This window comes from Alteromonas halophila (assembly GCF_014651815.1).
In the GTDB taxonomy this organism is placed as follows: domain Bacteria; phylum Pseudomonadota; class Gammaproteobacteria; order Enterobacterales; family Alteromonadaceae; genus Alteromonas; species Alteromonas halophila.
Genome location: NZ_BMXP01000014.1, coordinates 39,519 through 55,375, shown reverse-complemented (window position 1 = coordinate 55,375; position 15,857 = coordinate 39,519). Strand labels below are relative to the sequence as shown.

At 51.5% G+C, this 15,857-nt stretch carries 17 protein-coding genes; 12 read left to right on the top strand and 5 right to left on the bottom strand.

Annotated features, from left to right (window positions below):
• Positions 1–345: 345 nt before the first annotated feature.
• Positions 346–1,032, top strand: coding sequence for an SDR family oxidoreductase (locus tag IE054_RS17095; protein ID WP_189408439.1), 687 nt, complete (start codon positions 346–348; stop codon positions 1,030–1,032).
• Here IE054_RS17095 and IE054_RS17090 read toward each other — a convergent pair.
• On the bottom strand, positions 1,029–1,415 hold the full coding sequence (locus IE054_RS17090) for a response regulator (RefSeq protein WP_189408438.1): 387 nt from the start codon (positions 1,413–1,415) through the stop codon (positions 1,029–1,031). The genes IE054_RS17095 and IE054_RS17090 overlap by 4 nt on opposite strands.
• Positions 1,416–1,630: 215 nt before the next feature.
• On the opposite strand from IE054_RS17090, the gene aceK reads away from it, so the two are divergent.
• The 3 genes from aceK (at position 1,631) to IE054_RS17075 (ending at position 5,490) form a co-directional block, all read left to right on the top strand.
• Positions 1,631–3,349, top strand: a complete 1,719-nt coding sequence (aceK, locus tag IE054_RS17085) for a bifunctional isocitrate dehydrogenase kinase/phosphatase (RefSeq protein WP_189408425.1) — start codon at positions 1,631–1,633, stop codon at positions 3,347–3,349.
• A gap of 84 nt (positions 3,350–3,433) precedes the next feature.
• Entirely contained in the window at positions 3,434–4,114 is a 681-nt protein-coding gene (locus IE054_RS17080) for a response regulator transcription factor (protein ID WP_189408437.1), read from the top strand.
• A complete protein-coding gene (locus tag IE054_RS17075; RefSeq protein ID WP_229805233.1) occupies positions 4,114–5,490 on the top strand; it encodes a sensor histidine kinase in 1,377 nt (458 codons plus the stop codon). Before IE054_RS17080 ends, IE054_RS17075 begins: the two co-directional genes overlap by 1 nt.
• Here the strand turns inward: IE054_RS17075 and IE054_RS17070 are convergent.
• Both IE054_RS17070 and IE054_RS17065 read right to left on the bottom strand, forming a co-directional pair.
• Positions 5,485–6,024 (bottom strand): DUF3833 domain-containing protein, encoded by a 540-nt coding sequence (locus tag IE054_RS17070; protein WP_189408423.1) that lies wholly within the window; start codon positions 6,022–6,024, stop codon positions 5,485–5,487. The genes IE054_RS17075 and IE054_RS17070 overlap by 6 nt on opposite strands.
• 10 nt (positions 6,025–6,034) lie before the next feature.
• Complete coding sequence (locus tag IE054_RS17065; protein ID WP_189408422.1) at positions 6,035–6,553, bottom strand: chalcone isomerase family protein; 519 nt, start codon at positions 6,551–6,553, stop codon at positions 6,035–6,037.
• Positions 6,554–6,630: 77 nt separating this feature from the next.
• Here IE054_RS17065 and IE054_RS17060 point away from each other — a divergent pair, with 77 nt between their 5' ends.
• The 4 genes from IE054_RS17060 (at position 6,631) to nspC (ending at position 10,665) form a co-directional block, all read left to right on the top strand.
• Positions 6,631–7,539 (top strand): 1-aminocyclopropane-1-carboxylate deaminase/D-cysteine desulfhydrase, encoded by a 909-nt coding sequence (locus IE054_RS17060; protein ID WP_189408421.1) that lies wholly within the window; start codon positions 6,631–6,633, stop codon positions 7,537–7,539.
• Between the two features lie 237 nt (positions 7,540–7,776).
• Positions 7,777–8,178 (top strand): hypothetical protein, encoded by a 402-nt coding sequence (locus tag IE054_RS17055; RefSeq protein ID WP_189408420.1) that lies wholly within the window; start codon positions 7,777–7,779, stop codon positions 8,176–8,178.
• Between the two features lie 138 nt (positions 8,179–8,316).
• On the top strand, positions 8,317–9,519 hold the full coding sequence (locus IE054_RS17050) for a saccharopine dehydrogenase family protein (RefSeq protein WP_189408419.1): 1,203 nt from the start codon (positions 8,317–8,319) through the stop codon (positions 9,517–9,519).
• A gap of 15 nt (positions 9,520–9,534) precedes the next feature.
• Positions 9,535–10,665 (top strand): carboxynorspermidine decarboxylase, encoded by a 1,131-nt coding sequence (nspC, locus tag IE054_RS17045; protein ID WP_189408418.1) that lies wholly within the window; start codon positions 9,535–9,537, stop codon positions 10,663–10,665.
• 46 nt (positions 10,666–10,711) lie between these two features.
• Here nspC and IE054_RS17040 read toward each other — a convergent pair whose 3' ends face one another.
• Both IE054_RS17040 and rsmI read right to left on the bottom strand, forming a co-directional pair.
• Positions 10,712–10,978, bottom strand: coding sequence for a hypothetical protein (locus tag IE054_RS17040; RefSeq protein WP_189408417.1), 267 nt, complete (start codon positions 10,976–10,978; stop codon positions 10,712–10,714).
• A 258-nt stretch (positions 10,979–11,236) separates the two neighbouring features.
• Positions 11,237–12,079, bottom strand: coding sequence for a 16S rRNA (cytidine(1402)-2'-O)-methyltransferase (rsmI, locus tag IE054_RS17035; RefSeq protein WP_189408436.1), 843 nt, complete (start codon positions 12,077–12,079; stop codon positions 11,237–11,239).
• A 128-nt stretch (positions 12,080–12,207) separates the two neighbouring features.
• On the opposite strand from rsmI, the gene IE054_RS17030 reads away from it, so the two are divergent.
• Genes IE054_RS17030 through IE054_RS17015 form a run of 4 tightly spaced genes read left to right on the top strand, consistent with a single transcriptional unit; the run spans position 12,208 to position 15,783 of the window.
• Positions 12,208–14,223: a penicillin-binding protein activator gene (locus IE054_RS17030; protein WP_189408416.1), complete on the top strand. Its 2,016-nt coding sequence runs from the start codon at positions 12,208–12,210 to the stop codon at positions 14,221–14,223.
• A 5-nt stretch (positions 14,224–14,228) separates the two neighbouring features.
• Entirely contained in the window at positions 14,229–14,573 is a 345-nt protein-coding gene (locus tag IE054_RS17025) for a YraN family protein (protein ID WP_189408415.1), read from the top strand.
• Positions 14,574–14,600: 27 nt separating this feature from the next.
• Positions 14,601–15,197, top strand: coding sequence for a phosphoheptose isomerase (locus tag IE054_RS17020; RefSeq protein WP_189408414.1), 597 nt, complete (start codon positions 14,601–14,603; stop codon positions 15,195–15,197).
• Positions 15,160–15,783: a BON domain-containing protein gene (locus IE054_RS17015; protein WP_229805231.1), complete on the top strand. Its 624-nt coding sequence runs from the start codon at positions 15,160–15,162 to the stop codon at positions 15,781–15,783. Before IE054_RS17020 ends, IE054_RS17015 begins: the two co-directional genes overlap by 38 nt.
• Positions 15,784–15,857: the final 74 nt, after the last annotated feature.

Genomic DNA, 15,857 nt, shown 5'->3' with positions numbered 1-15,857 from the left:
CCGCTCCTGGTGAGGGCGGGTTTCTCTGGAATTTGCGTTAAGCACTAACCAGCGACCGCCCTCTGTGAGGTGGTAATCATCATGCCGGTGGTGCGAATCATCATTTTCTGTTTCATGGCTTAAATTTGCCGTATAGACGTCTAACTGTCAACTGCATATTCTCGCACACTCTGTTTCACTCAGTGAAATATTATAAATTACCGTTTCTCATTCTGAGATAACAGGCCCTGCCGCCTCACTGCAACTTGCGATACGCTCATCGCTCACGTAGATCGGATCCCTGCCCTTATGGGTATAATTCACCAGAAAGATTGCAACCTATGCATTAATTCTTCAATGGAGTTTATTATGACTGAAAAAGTGATCCTTATTACCGGCGCCTCCAGTGGCATTGGTGCCGCTTCGGCCAAAAAGCTGGTTGCCGACGGTCACAAAGTGGCGCTCACTGCCCGTCGCGAGGATAAACTAAGTGAACTGGTTTCCGAATTGGGTGCCGACAACGCTGTCGCCTTCCCTGCTGATGCCACCGACTATCAGGCCCAGTGCCACGTGGTCGAAAAAACGGTCGCTCACTATGGCAGGCTGGATGCGGCGTTTGCCAATGCTGGCACCGGTGTGTCAACACCCGGCACCGAAGACGGTAACGTAGAGGAGTGGGACGCGCTTATCGATATTAATGTCAAAGCGCTGCTGTATACCGCAAAAGCAACGCTGCCTCATCTGCGTAAAACAGAAGGACACTTTCTGCTGACCAGTTCGGCCGCGGGCCGTCGCCCGATTAAAGGCTCAATCTACGGCGCCAGCAAATGGTTTGCTTATGGCTTTGGTCAGAATCTGGCTGAAGAGATGGAAGCATGGAAAGGACGTTGTACTACGATCTGCCCGGGTGTTGTTAACACCCCCTTTTTCGATGAGCCCAAAGACACCAAAATTCAGCCCGAGGATGTGGCAGATGCGGTATCCCATGCGATTGCTGCGCCTCACCGGACCAATATCCGGGAGGTCTATATGATGCCAACCTATACGGGTTAATTAACCACCGCACTGTAGCGGGAAAAACCGTATTGCTCCAGCACGTCACAAAGCGTGCTGGCACTCACCGGCTTAGGCAGAAACGCCAGGGCCCCCAGTTCAACCACTCGCTGACGCATTACCGGCTGAACATCGCCTGATACTACGATAACAAACACCTTTTGCTGGCGACGACGCAACTCTTCCAGTACGCCAATACCGTCCAGCACCGGCATGGTCAGATCCAGCAGCAGTAAATCGATTGGCTGGCTACTGATAACGTCAAGCGCGTCCAAGCCGTTTGCGGCCTCTGTCATGGACGCAGAAAATCCGCTCGGTAGCGCGCGTTTGGCCATTTTCCTGGCCATCGCAGAATCATCACAAATCAGTACGTTAAAACTCACGTTTACCTCAATGATGTAGAAGGCGATAACGCCATCTCCGCTGCGCTGCAGGGCTTCCTTGCATCGCACATTCAACGTCTCAGGTCACCATGTCAGGTGACAGGCAGACCCCCCGTTATTCCATGGCTTGCTAACCTTTGCTGTAAATTTTGCATTAAAGATCAACAGGCCGTAGCAGATTATGCTAGAAATAAGGGTCTGTCCACTACGGAGCGATGAACGTGGGTGAGCACGATCTTGCCAGAAAAACAGCCTTTCTTATTATCAGTAACTTCGATAAAAGTTACCGTTGGTTCAGTCGGATTACCCGTGGAGCGCAACAGCGCTTTGAACAGGGATTATGGAAAGAGACACAAAGCGCTTCTAAAGAGCGCATTACCATTTATGAACAGAGCCTGTCAGATGCGGTAGCGGAAATATACCAGCTCACCGACGTGCACAAGATGGAGGACACATTCTGGTCAGAAATGAAAAAGGTGTATACACGGCTGCTGGAGGGTCACCCACAGTTTGAACTGGCAGAAACCTTTTATAATTCGGTCATAGGCCGAATTTTTAAACACCGCAAAATTGATAACTGTGTCATGTTTGTGCTTCCCAGCCGCTGCTACCTGCCAGGTCAGGACCGGCAGAAAGTCATACACAGCTTTGACGTTACTACCACGGTCCGCCAGATGTACGAGTCCATTTTTCGTGTATACCGTTATAATGTTCCGTTTGAAGATTACCAGCGCGACCTGGACAACCTGGAAACGGCACTACGCAAACGTCTGACCCGCGAACAGCTGGCCAGTGTCACCGCGGTAGAAATACTCCAGCCGACGTTTTTCAGAGGCAAAGCCGCCTATATTATTGGCCGGATTTGCATGCCCGATGAAACCCTGCCGTTTGTCATTCCACTGCGAATTAATGATCAGCATGCCTTATTTGTTGACGCCCTGCTCACCGACCGTAAAGATTTGAGTGTGGTATTCGGCTTCGCGCGCAGTTATTTCATGGCCGATACCCAGTATCCTGCTGAACTTGCCGCGTTCTTGCAGGAACTGCTGCCTAACAAAAAGCATTTTGAACTGTATATGGCACTAGGCCATTACAAACATGGTAAGACAGTCTTCTACCGAAACTTTCTGCAACACCTTGACCAGTCAGACGACCATTTCGAAGCCGCTCCCGGGATACGTGGCCTGGTCATGATGGTCTTTCATCTGCCTTCATACGGTGTTGTTTTTAAAATAATTAAGGACGAATTTGCTGAGAGCAAAAAAATCACACGGGAGCATGTGAAAGACCGCTACCGGCTGGTGAAAATGTCTGATCGGGTTGGCCGTATGGCAGACACCCATGAGTATGTCAATTTTCGTCTGCCACTATCACGCCTTAGCCCGGAACTTATCAGTGAATTAGAAGCGACCTGTGCATCCAGCCTGGTTTTCACCGAGGATGAACTGATCATCAGGCACCTGTATATCGAACGTAAAATGACGCCGCTGAATTTGTTCCTGGAGCAGGAAACCGACGAAAACAAAATTAAAAATGCAATTAACGAACTGGGTCTTTGCATCAAACAGATTGCACTGGCGAATATCTTCCCCGGCGACATGTTGCACAAGAACTTTGGCATCACTCGCCATGGCCGCGTCATCTTTTATGATTATGATGAAATTTGTCTGATGAGTGAACGTAATTTTCGCTCGCTGCCGCAGTCGGACGACCCCTATGCCATCGACACGATGTCCGTCGCTCCGAACGATGTTTTTCCGGAGCAGTTCGAACACTTTATTGTCGGTAAAAAACCGTTCAAGCAGCTACTCAAAACGCTGCACGGTGACATTATGAGCCCTGACTACTGGAAAAACGTGCAGCAGATCACCGCACGTGGCGAAGTCCAGAATTTTACACCGTATAATCCGGCCATGCGCTTTGAGCGAAAGTGATCGCTTTTTTCTGCAAAGGGTATAAAAAAATCGCACTAATACAATAACGCAGTAACCATATTCATGGCAGATGATGTGATGGCAATTAATGTTTTACTGATAGAAGACGACCCTACAGTCGGTTCCCATATTCAGCAGGGGCTGGAAAAGGCAGGCCACAACTGCCATGTGTTTAATGATGGTGAAGCCGGCATGTATGAAGCGATGGCGCAGCGCCATGATGTTATTATTCTCGACATCATGCTGCCGTCACGGGATGGCTTCAGTGTACTGGAGCAGCTTCGTAACGAAAAAATTTCCACGCCGGTGCTGTTACTCAGTGCCAAAGGTCAGGTCGAGGATAAAGTGAAAGGGCTGCGCACTGGCGCGAATGATTACCTCACTAAGCCCTTTGCCTTTGAAGAATTACTCGCCCGGGTAGAAGGACTGGGCGCGCGTCAGGCCGACGCGGATACCACCACCCACATCCACGTAGGTGATTTGACGCTGGACTTACTGAACCGAAAAGTCACCCGTGGTGACACTGAAATTGAACTGCAGTCAAAAGAGTTTCAGTTACTGGAATGCTTGCTGCGCCACCGTGGCAAAATTGTTACCCGTAGCATGCTGCTTGAGCACGTCTGGAATTACCATTTTGATCCACAGACCAATGTCATCGATGTTCATATCAGCCGACTGCGTCAGAAAGTCGATAAAACCTTTAATGTGCCATTGATTGAGACCGTACGGGGAACCGGTTACCGCATTGCGGATCCACTCCCGTGATGGCAATTGGCACTTTCACCCGAAGCTCAAGTTTTCGGGTGGGTGTGATTTTAACTACGCTGGCAGCCGCTGCCACGATATTTATTATCTATTTCTGGCGTCTGGCCAGCAGCGATATTTTTGACCGGGAAGCCCGTGCGGCTATCTCATCTGAAACCTTTGCATTTGAGCAACTATACCGGCACGGCAGCCGCGCAGCGGTGACACGTGCCATTGCAGAACGACTGGCTAATCCACAGTACCGGGGATTGTTAGCCCTGTCGACTCAGGATGGTCAAATCCTGGCGGGCAACCTGACGCGGATCCCAGACATAAACGGTAAGACCCATACGCTGCTGCGCCGTGAACTGCCCTTACATACCATTACTACCGCACCGTTTAACAAAAACATAAACCACCCGCAGGATGTTCTGCTTACACATATTTACCTTGATGATCTGCACATGCTGGTGGGTCGCAATATCGACGAAATTTACAGCGCACAGTGGTTTGGCAAAACCTTCAGCTGGGTGTTTGTTGGCTTTCTGTGTCTGACCGGAGTACTAAGTTTTGCGGTGGCCTTTTATGTGGTCAAGCGAATAAACCGGATGTCAGAAACGGCGGACAGCATTATTCGTACCGGCAGCCTGAAAGAGCGGCTGGAAATCGACAGTTCCTGGGATGATTTAAGCCAGCTGGCTGTGGTGTTTAACCGCATGCTGGACAAAATTGAGCAAGGCGTAGACAACATTAAGGCTGTCACCGATAACATTGCTCATGATTTACGCACGCCGCTCTCGCGGTTACGTTCAACGCTTGAACAAATTGCCGATCCGGACTTGCGTCACAAAGCCACCAGCGAAGCCGACAACCTGCTTAATATGTTTAACAGTCTGTTGCGCATTAGTGATCTCGAAACACGGCGTCATCGCGAGGGATTCACCACGGTCTCACTCAATAAGCTGCTTGAGGATGTTATCGACATGTATCAGCCCCTGGCTGAGGAAAAAGATATCGCCCTCTCTTCCCGCGTTACATCTCAGACAATGGTGGCCGATCCCAACCTGCTTTTTCAGGCGATTGCGAATGTGATGGATAACGCCGTCAAATATGGCCGCTCCGGTGGTCGCATTGACGTGCAGTTATTCAGTACTAAGTCGCGCGTTGTGCTGAGTGTGAATGATAATGGGCCCGGGGTGAGTGACAAAGATGCCGGTGAACTGGAACGCCGTTTTTACCGCACCCAGTCCAGTCGCACGACGCCAGGCAATGGCCTTGGGCTGTCACTGGTTTCTGCTATTGTCAGCTTACATAAGGGAGCACTGTGGTTTGTCTACGACCCGCTAAATGAAGGCCACGGACTGGGCGTAACCTTCACCTTTCCCGTGGATCTATGACTGCTTTTGCATAAATATGGTGACTTCCGCCATTACCAGCCCAAATTTTCTGATGTAAGAGCGGTTCATCATTGCGTTTTCATTAAATGCCCAGAACCAGTCATCAAACGTGACCCGATACGTTGAGCCATCTACCGGCAAATCCATTTCATATTGAAAATTAAACGCGTTGCCGAATTCCTTTCCGGTCGCGGTCCCGACGATATCCCCGGCTTCACCACGGTATGTGCCATTCCCCGTAGACTGAATTTTCCAGGTACGCGAGTTCACCCCTTCCCCTAGTCCGTAATCAAATGACTCATCCAGAATAAGCGTGCCGTTTTCCATGCGCCCGTCAATATCAACAATGAAGCGTTGCATGACTTTGCCTGAACGGTCCTGCACGATCCCCCAGGCTTTTACATTACCGTCAAAAAACTCATTGATATTAAAATCCGGTGATACTGTGGTGTAATCGTCACCATCCACGGACACAGTGCACCCTGTCAGCATTAGCGAAAAGGCCAGTGCGGCAATTATCGTTACATTTCTCATGATGTGACTCCTAGTTTCCTGCCTGATTCAGTAATTGTTCCCGCAGCTCAGGTTCGAATGTGTCGCTGCCTAACCAGATATTAAAAAAGTGATAGGTGAATTTTTTATCACTCACTTCGCCCAGCAACGTATCGTCGCGAAAAAAAAGCGTGCTGCCTGTGTCAGTTGCCACACCAAGCAACGTATCGCCTTCACTGACATCGGGGAACAGTGATGTCATGGTGTCCCCCCATTCAGAGAGCATTTGCGTATCATTGAGTCCCTGACGGCGCATTTCTTTCACCGACCGCTCAGCGATGTCCTGACCGTCAAAGTCGCGCTGATAGGTTAATGCCAGGGCAAAGGGCGCGTCCTGCGACCACTTGCCCCCGGGTGCATAAAGCGTAGCCTCATACACATCCCAGAAGTAATAGGTAAACATCGCCTGACCAACCTGGCGGGCATCAGTCACGTGCTTGTCGACCGCCTGTGGAACCGCGCCCGCACAGAGTGAGGAAAACAGCATCAGCATCAGTGTTATCTTTCGCATAGCAGGTCCTAACTGGTAATCTACATCTATTACAGTCCGCTATAACGCCTCGATCAAACATTACAGGGTATTAAGAAATGTCTGCTTTTCGAGAACGGCTCGACGCGCTTTGTCGCGAGCTGCATGTCCCTTCCCCCGTTCAGTCGCTGACGCCAGACTGGCCCGGCGCGCAGGCAGTACACATCAGTATCAAACGTGATGATCTCATCCATCCGGTGATATCCGGCAATAAATGGCGAAAACTGTCACCCACATTGTTGTCTCTCTCCTCGCCGCCTTCCAGACTCATCAGCTTTGGCGGCGGCTTTTCAAACCATTTGCATGCGCTGGGCTATGCGAGCCATCGCCTGCAACTGCCTTTTACTGCATTTGTCCGCGGTGATTACCGGCAACACCCAACACCAATGCTCAGGGATCTGCACCACTGGGGAACAGATGTCCGCTACCTGACCAAAGCCGACTATCGCAGGCGACACGACCCTGCCTTTGTCTCGTCGCTGCACGGCGACGCGCCACAGGCACTGGTCATCCCCGAGGGGGGCAGTCAGCAATCTGCGCTTGCTGGCATTCAGCATAGCCTCAAAGAACAACCGCTTGTCTTTGATACCGTGATTTGTCCGGTGGCCAGTGGCGCGACTCTGGCGGGGCTGGTTTCAGCACTTGAGGGCCACCAGCAGGCAATGGGAATAGCGGTTCTTAAAGGTCAGCAGTATCTTGAATCTCTGGTTAGTAACTTGCTTGACCGCCCATATGCTAACTGGCACATCGAGCACGCCTACCATCATGGTGGCTATGCAAGGAACACTGACGAACTCATCGCCTTTTGTGACGCATTTGAGACACAAACCAGTGTCCCTGCAGAGCCCGTTTATTCCGGAAAAATGCTGTTTGCCGTCCGCCATATGATCAGCAAAGGCATGTTTCCTGAGGGGCATCGCGTCTTGCTTATTCACACCGGCGGGCTACAAGGGGCCCGCTCATACTGATCTAGTCGCATTTTCAGTCGGTAACAAATAGTGACAGCACGAGAAGGAAGGTATTCATTAATCTGTGGCTGGCGAGGCGTTTTACGTAACAGCCAGTCTGCGTATACGCGCAGAGCTCTGATACGTTGCGGTGATAAGACACCAGGCGCAGACACGGAACCGTATTATGTTCCAGATATACTGGCTGGCCGCAAGCGCTGCACACCTTCCTAAATGCACACTAAGTCGAGGTAGTACATGGTTCGCTTTGATGACACATTGCCCAAACCGCTTCAGTTGCTGGTATCCCGCGCGCTGACGCTGTGTGACATTGTTCTTCCGCACAGCCGCGCATTCTATCCGTTTGCGGCAATTTACGAAGAGGGGCGCATTGGCTGTTTATTTGCCGATGAAATTTCAAAAACCACCGATACTGCGCAGTTAATTGAACAGTTGCAATGGCGCATAATCGATACCACCACCGATACCAACAGTTACAGTGTGCTGGTTTACACCGCCTCCGTGGAAACGCATGATGATCGACAGATTGATGCAATTGCCATTAATACCTCTGACCCCACAGGCCAGGAATCATTGCTGCTGTATCCGTTTCAACGTGTAGGTGAACAGATCGTGGTGTCTCCGCCTATTCATGGGTAGCGTTTAGCGGTGTACCGTTTAGCAGCTTCGGCCAGCTGTCACTTTTTACGGCTGTTAGCAGGACTGCGCTTGCCTATTTAACGATGTCTGCTAGGATTCAGCGCAACGTAATTTGACAACATTTGCAGGATTGAAACTATGTCTCGTGTGTTAATTATTGGAGCCGGCGGTGTTGCCGCGGTAACGGTAAAGAAGTGTGCCCGTCTGCCTCAGTATTTTGACGAAATTTATCTGGCAAGCCGCACTGTCTCGAAATGTGAAGCATTGCAGAAAGAAGTAGGCGAGGATCGGGTAAAGGGCGTGTTTGCCCTGGATGCCGACAATGCCAAAGAGGTGGAAGATCTGATCAATCAGGTTAAGCCCGAACTGGTGATTAATCTGGCCCTGCCGTATCAGGATCTGCCGATCATGGACGCCTGCTTAGCGACGAAGACACATTATCTTGATACTGCGAATTATGAGCCTAAAGATGAGGCTAAATTTGAATATTCCTGGCAGTGGGAGTATCAGAAGAAATTTGAAGACGCAGGGATCATGGCGCTGTTAGGCAGTGGTTTTGATCCGGGCGTGACCAACCTGTTTACTGCGTATGCCGCCAAACACCACTTTGATGAAATTCATTATCTGGATATTGTTGACTGCAATGGCGGCGATCACGGCCAGGCCTTTGCGACCAACTTCAACCCGGAAATCAACATCCGTGAAATTACCCAGCGCGGCAAGTTCTGGGAAAATGGCGAGTGGAAAGAAACCGACCCGTTAAGTGTGCGCGAAGATCTTGATTATCAGAATATCGGCGTGCGTGCGTCCTATCTGATGTATCACGAGGAACTGGAATCACTGGTTAAGCATTTTCCGTCGCTTAAACGCGCCCGGTTCTGGATGACCTTCGGTGATGCCTACCTGACGCACCTGCGCGTACTTGAGGCCGTAGGGATGACACGCATTGATCCTATTGAATTTCAGGGTCAGCAGGTGGTTCCGCTGGAATTCCTTAAAGCTGTACTGCCCAACCCAGGCTCACTGGCAGAAGGTTATACCGGCATGACCTGTATCGGTACCTACATTACTGGTGTCAAAGACGGCAAAGAGAAAACCATTTTTGTGTTCAACAACTGCGACCACGCCAAAACCAATGAGGAAGTGGGCGCACAGGCTGTCTCGTACACCACGGGTGTGCCTGCGATGATCGGTTCCATGCTGATGTTAAACGGTACCTGGATGAAGCCCGGCGTGTGGAATATGGAACAGTTCGATCCTGATCCGTTCCTGGACCAGCTTAATCAGCACGGTCTGCCCTGGCAGGTCATTGAGTGTGATGAGAGTCCGTTTAAGCGTTAACAGGAGTCCGCTACCGTGACCGATCTTACCCGGCGTACGGATATTCCGTCGCCGTGCTACGTGCTTGAAGAAGAGAAGCTGCTGAACAACCTGTCACTGATGAAGCGTGTACAGGATGCGTCAGGTGTGCGCATCATACTGGCACTTAAAGGCTTTTCGATGTGGTCAAGTTTCGACATCATTAAGCCCTACCTGCATGGTGCGACGGCCAGCTCAGTCTGGGAAGCAAGGCTGGCGGCGGAGATGGGCAAAGAAGTGCATGCCTATGCACCAGCCTACAAGCCGGACGAGATTCAGGCTCTGGCAGGACTGGTGAATCACCTGTCTTTCAACAGCCTGTCGCAGTGGCAGCGCTATAAAGATGATCTTGACGGCGTGTCGCTGGGTCTGCGGATCAATCCTGAACATCAGGAAGCAGAAACGCCTCTGTACGATCCGGCTGCTCCTGGTTCCCGACTGGGGATCCGTTCCGCGCAGCTTGACGGTGTCGATCTGACCGGTATTGAAGGTTTGCACTGTCACAACCTGTGTGAATGCGACTCCTTTGCGACGGCGCGCACACTTGAGGCAATTGAAGCACGGTTTGGCCAGTGGCTGGGGCAGATGAAATGGCTCAATCTGGGTGGCGGGCATCTGATGACCCGGGAAGGGTATGATGTTGACCATCTCATTGAAACACTTAGCCAGTTCAAAGCACGCTATCCGCACCTGGATGTCATCCTTGAACCAGGCTCGGCTGTCGCCTGGCAAACCGGACCGCTGATTGCGGAAGTGGTGGATATTGTCGAAAACGAGGGCAAGATTGCACTGCTGGACATCTCAGCCACTGCCCATATGCCGGATGTGCTGGAAATGCCCTACCGGCCAGCTATCCTCAATGCTGGCATGCCCGACGAAAAGGCTCACACCTATCGCCTAGGTGGCAACTCCTGTCTGGCTGGCGATGTGATTGATCGCTACTCCTTCGATGCCCCTCTGGCCATCGGCGACAGACTGCAGTTTGAGGACATGATGCACTATACCATGGTGAAGACCACCTTCTTTAATGGTGTGCAGCATCCCGGCATTGGCATACTGCGTAAGAACGGCGAGTTCGAGCTGGTACGGGCGTTTGATTACGCGGACTTTCGTTCCCGACTTTCATAAAAAAGGGCAGCCAGCGCTGCCCTTTTTATTTGTTTCAGGACGGGAGTTAAATTACTCCCCGGCCTTCTTTCATGCCACTTTCATCCACTTCGCCTTCGGCCAGGACAGTGTCATCCAGCTTTATACAAAACGCAGTGCGCGGTGCTCCCGTCAGATGATACCGGAATCCGTACATATCGTCGGGATCGAGGCTGACCTCAGCAGACTGATTGGGTGCAATAAGCTCGTAAATCCCGTCATCACGGTTTTTGGTGAAGACATCAACCAACCATTTGCCCTCATCCATTTTTATTGAGAGTGTCGATTGTTTCATTGTTGCTCCTTTCCCAGTCTGAATTAATCGTTACGTCAAATCCTGTCAGGATTAGGGAAGATGCGAATAAGTCCGTCATCACTCAGCGAGTCCTGAAGTGCGCAGTCGCAAGGCAGGTTTCGCAAGCAATGGCTAATCCCTTGGTAAGAAAGCTAACGCAGCGAATGCGTGCTTCAGGGCTCGCCCTTCGGGGCTTATTCGCATCTTCCCTGGTCTTTAATATGGGAAAGGCGCCGCCAGGGGATCACCATAAAAGTGTTACTGTCTGCCCTGCTCCGCTAACCCGGCCTGATACAGCGCATTTTTCTTTAGCTGATAGTGCTGGGCGACAATCGCTGCGGCCCGTTTCAAAGGCAGTTCCTCACACAGCGCACTGAGCAGTGATAATGCCTCACCTGGAACCGACTGCTTGTCTTTCACAGCCGGTGATACCATCAGCACAAACTCGCCCTTTTGCCGTGCAGGCTCGGCATCAAGCCAGGCCAGGATGTCTTCAGCGTTACCGCTGACATAAGCCTCAAACGTCTTGCTGATTTCTTTTGCCAGTACCAGGTGACGATCTGGTAACAGGACATGTATATCCTGCAATGTTGCGACGATACGCCGCGGTGCTTCGTAGTAAACCGTGGTGCAGGTTGCGTCCTGCAAGCGCTGTAATATCTCATTGCGCGCCTGAACTTTTACAGGCAGAAAACCCTCAAAAAGAAAGCGATCGGTGGGTAAACCAGAGCCACTTAATGCGGTAATTGCTGCGCACGCGCCCGGTAAGGCGACCACATCAATGCCTTGCTCACGACATGCTCTGACCAGCACAAACCCAGGATCGCTGATAAGCGGTGTACCGGCATCACTGATAAGTGCGACAGACTCACCGTCTTTCAAGCGCTGACAGAGCATGGCCACGCGCTTGTCTTCATTGTGATCATGCAACGACAGGGTGCGCGTAGAAATCGAGAAATGCTGCAACAGTTTCTGGCTGTGACGGGTGTCTTCAGCGGCGATCCAGTCAACAGCAGCCAGCGTCTGAATTGCGCGCTGGGTAATGTCATCCAGATTGCCAATCGGCGTCGGAACTATATACAGGGTAGCTGAGTCAGTCATAACAAAGGTATCAGAACAATGATACGCGTAGTGTATCACGCCAAACGGACAGTTTATCTGCGCAGGCATAGATTTTCCGCCGTGTTCATATACACTTGGCGCTACAACAGTGTGAAGGAAAGTGAGTCGTGAAGAACACCGGTTTATTCCGTTTACTGGGCGTAACCCTGATTGCCACGGTACTTGCAGCCTGTGCCGCTAAACAAACACCGACACAGCGCACAGCCAAGCCTGTCGAAACAGTGACTGAGCAGCCCGCCCGCGAGATTGAGGATGCGCAGCAAAAATTGGCGATGGCGCGAACCGTATGGCAGGAACAGCGCGATCCTCTGTTAAGGGATTCGTACCTGATCGATGCGGCGGACGCCTACATTTCCACGGGGGATTCAAAGCGCGCCCTGCAGATTATCTACACCTTGCGCGAGCGCGGCGTCAGCCAGCAGTTGCAGGATGAGCTGAACTTAGTCACCGCTGCGGTTTACATAGATGCGCGTGTCGCGCCTGACAAATTGTTACCGCTGGTAACGTCCACACAACTTAACGGAAAATGGCAGCGCCGTCAGCTGCTCCTGCAGCATCAGTTATACCTTGCCAGTAATCAGTATCTGAATGCCGCTAACAGTAAACTGATGCTGGATGATGCCACGGCTGAAACGGTGGCCGATGTGTGGCGCTGGGTAAATCTGGCCAGCGACAGTGAGCGTAGCCGCGCCTCGTCACAATTTCCGCTGTTACGCCCTTATCTGGTGCTCTACGACCTGCTCAAAACGCAAGGCCTGAACACCACACAACTGCGTGAGTCGATTGATCAGTTCCGTCAGGTTTACCGGGGGCACCCGGTGGCAGAAAATTTGGATGTCCTGATCCGGGATCCGGCGTCTATCGACGCCCTCGACATGGATGAACTGGTCGTATTACTACCCCTTTCCGGTCGTTTCGAAAATACCGGTAACGCGGTGAAAGAAGGTATATTGTCAGGCTATTACCGTCAGCTTAAGAGCGCCTCGGCGTCGTCGTTACCACAGCTGCGCTTTATCGATACTCAGGGAAAACCGCCTGCCCGGCTTATTGAAGAGATTGGCGAGGCACAATGGGTACTGGGGCCACTGCTCAAAGACACCCTCGATGCCCTGCTGCCTCTGCTTCCGCCGCGGGTAAGTATGCTTGCCCTCAACCGCCCCATACAGCTTCCGAAATCCGTTCAGGCGTCGGACAGCGAAGACAATCTGGCATTACTGCCCGATTCGGCGCTTAACACGGAAGAAAATCCCGCCGACGCAGAGCAACATTCGTCTGCCGGGTTACTGGATGAACCTCTGACTGGCAAACAGGAAGGTATTCAGAAAAGCCAGGGCCAGGCCCTGTTTTTTGCTCTGGCACCAGAAGATGAGGCGTATCAGTTAGCCGAAGTCATCTATGCAAAAGGTTACCGGGCACCAATCGTAGTCAGTGCTCAGGCCAGCCTGTATCAACGCATGCAGTCGGCCTTCACTGAACGCTGGGCACAACTGAACGCCGGAAGAGTAGCAGACAAGCGCGTCAACCTTACTCAGGTCAGCTTTACTGACAGTGCTTCGCTGCGGGATGGGATCACCCGTGCGCTGGACGTCGCACAGAGTAATGACCGGATTTCGCAGATCAAATATATGATCAATGAAGAGGTATACAACATGCCCCGCAACCGCCAGGATATTGATGCGGTTGTTGTTTTTGCCTCGCCTCAACACACCGAACTGCTTAACCCGATGGTGGAAGCGAGCCTGCTGCCTGCGAACAATGCCCGGGTGCCGGTTTATGCTACATCCCGTTCCATGGATTATGACAGTGGTAAAAATCAGTGGCGGGATTTGCAAAATGTGCGCTTTTTGGACATGCCCTGGATGTTGCCAGATCATCCCTGGCAGCCTCTGACTGATCAGGTCAGTCAGATTTGGCCTAACCGGCTGACGCAAAGCAGAAGGCTGTTTGCCTTTGGCGTTGATGCCTACAACCTGCTACCTGACCTTGCGAACATGCATGCGTACCCGCAAACTTCGGCGCAGGGGCTGACCGGTGAGCTTAAGCTGAAAGACAATGGGGTTATTACCCGAACTCTGCCACGGGCCATTATCAACGATGAAGAAATTCAGATAATCACGGAGTAGCAACAATGTCTGTCAGGCAGGGAAACGCCGGCGAAGACGAGGCACTAAGGTACCTTGAAGGACAAGGGCTGAAGCTAATCACGCGCAACTACCGGACGCGCTCCGGTGAGCTTGATTTAGTCATGCAGGATGGCGACACCCTGGTCTGTATAGAAGTAAAATGTCGCGCTAATGCGGATTACGGCAATGCGCTTGACTATGTCACTGCCGCCAAACAACGCCGCCTGCGCAGCGCATTTACGCACTATCTGGTAACCCAGGGGCACAATCCGTCAGCAGTGAGTAGCCGATTTGATGTAATCAGTATACAAAGCGGCATTCTGAACTGGCTAAAGAATGTTATGATATAACCAATTTTAAGAAGTAACGACACCTCCATGATAGATAATATTAAAGCGAATTTTACTGAAAGTATTCAAACCAAAATAGCCGCCTCCGAGATGCTGCCGGAATCCATCGAGAAAGCGGCGATGATGATGGTAGAAGCATTGATCCGCGGGAATAAAATATTAAGCTGCGGCAACGGCGGCTCGGCAGGCGATGCCCAGCACTTTTCTTCTGAGATGCTGAACCGCTACGAGCGTGATCGCCCCAGTCTGCCTGCGATAGCGTTAAGTACAGATACTTCGACGCTGACCTCGATTGCCAATGACTACAGCTATGATGAAATTTTTGCCAAACAGGTACGTGCGCTGGGTCAGTCGGGCGATATTCTGCTGGCCATTTCCACCAGCGGTAATTCGCGTAATGTGATTGCTGCTATGGAAGCCGCATTGTCACGGGATATGACGATTGTGGCACTGACCGGTAAAGATGGCGGAGAAATGGCAGGCTTTTTGAGCGAACACGATGTTGAAATTCGGGTTCCGTCGAACCGCACAGCCCGTATTCAGGAAGTCCACCTGCTGGTGATCCACAACTTATGTGAATGTATTGATGACAGTTTATTCCCGGCTGACCATGCTGACAGCTAACGTAAATACACCACCTAAAAGTTATTTGCTGGCACTGCTGATGCTGGCTGTTATGACGCTTCAGGGCTGTGTTGTCGCGGTTGGCGCGGCCGGCGCAATGGCGGCCAAGGTTGCTAATGACCGTCGCACTGTCGGAGCGCAGCTCGATGATCAGAATGCCTCCTCGGCGGTTGCTTATCAATGGTCAGGGAATGAGACATTAAAAGAACAGGCGAACCTGCAGGTCGATATTTACAATGGTGTCGCCCTGCTCACTGGTCAGGTGCCTGCCCAGCCTCTGGTCGCCGAAGCGGTATCTCTGGCCAAAAAGGTGGAATATGTAAGGAAGATCCACAATCAGATTCGGGTCGCCGAGCCTCTCAGTGCTTCCCGTCAGGCCAAAGATATCTGGATCGCTTCTAAGGTCCGCGCCAAGCTGCTTGCCGATGAACGTATTCCGGCCATGCAGGTGAAGGTGATAGTACAGAACAGCGAAGTATTTTTAATGGGCAGGTTGTCGAATCAGGAAGCAACAGCCGCAGTGGATGTGGCACGCAATGTCGAGGGTGTCAGCAAAGTTATCCGGGCCCTTGAAATAATGCAGTAGGTGTTGTGATAACAGCGAAACAGTCCGGGCTCGTAGCTGCGCTTATCCTCGGGCCACACGCTACGCCTGAAAAC

Excerpts from the sequence above, each read along its gene's own strand:
- aceK (WP_189408425.1), top strand. The coding sequence starts at position 1,631 with ATGAACGTGGGTGAGCACGATCTTGCCAGAAAAACAGCCTTTCTTATT.
- IE054_RS17075 (WP_229805233.1), top strand. The coding sequence starts at position 4,114 with ATGGCAATTGGCACTTTCACCCGAAGCTCAAGTTTTCGGGTGGGTGTG.
- IE054_RS17070 (WP_189408423.1), bottom strand. The coding sequence starts at position 6,024 with ATGAGAAATGTAACGATAATTGCCGCACTGGCCTTTTCGCTAATGCTG.
- IE054_RS17065 (WP_189408422.1), bottom strand. The coding sequence starts at position 6,553 with ATGCGAAAGATAACACTGATGCTGATGCTGTTTTCCTCACTCTGTGCG.
- IE054_RS17060 (WP_189408421.1), top strand. The coding sequence starts at position 6,631 with ATGTCTGCTTTTCGAGAACGGCTCGACGCGCTTTGTCGCGAGCTGCAT.
- IE054_RS17055 (WP_189408420.1), top strand. The coding sequence starts at position 7,777 with ATGGTTCGCTTTGATGACACATTGCCCAAACCGCTTCAGTTGCTGGTA.
- IE054_RS17050 (WP_189408419.1), top strand. The coding sequence starts at position 8,317 with ATGTCTCGTGTGTTAATTATTGGAGCCGGCGGTGTTGCCGCGGTAACG.
- IE054_RS17040 (WP_189408417.1), bottom strand. The coding sequence starts at position 10,978 with ATGAAACAATCGACACTCTCAATAAAAATGGATGAGGGCAAATGGTTG.
- rsmI (WP_189408436.1), bottom strand. The coding sequence starts at position 12,079 with ATGACTGACTCAGCTACCCTGTATATAGTTCCGACGCCGATTGGCAAT.
- IE054_RS17025 (WP_189408415.1), top strand. The coding sequence starts at position 14,229 with ATGTCTGTCAGGCAGGGAAACGCCGGCGAAGACGAGGCACTAAGGTAC.
- IE054_RS17020 (WP_189408414.1), top strand. The coding sequence starts at position 14,601 with ATGATAGATAATATTAAAGCGAATTTTACTGAAAGTATTCAAACCAAA.
- IE054_RS17015 (WP_229805231.1), top strand. The coding sequence starts at position 15,160 with ATGACAGTTTATTCCCGGCTGACCATGCTGACAGCTAACGTAAATACA.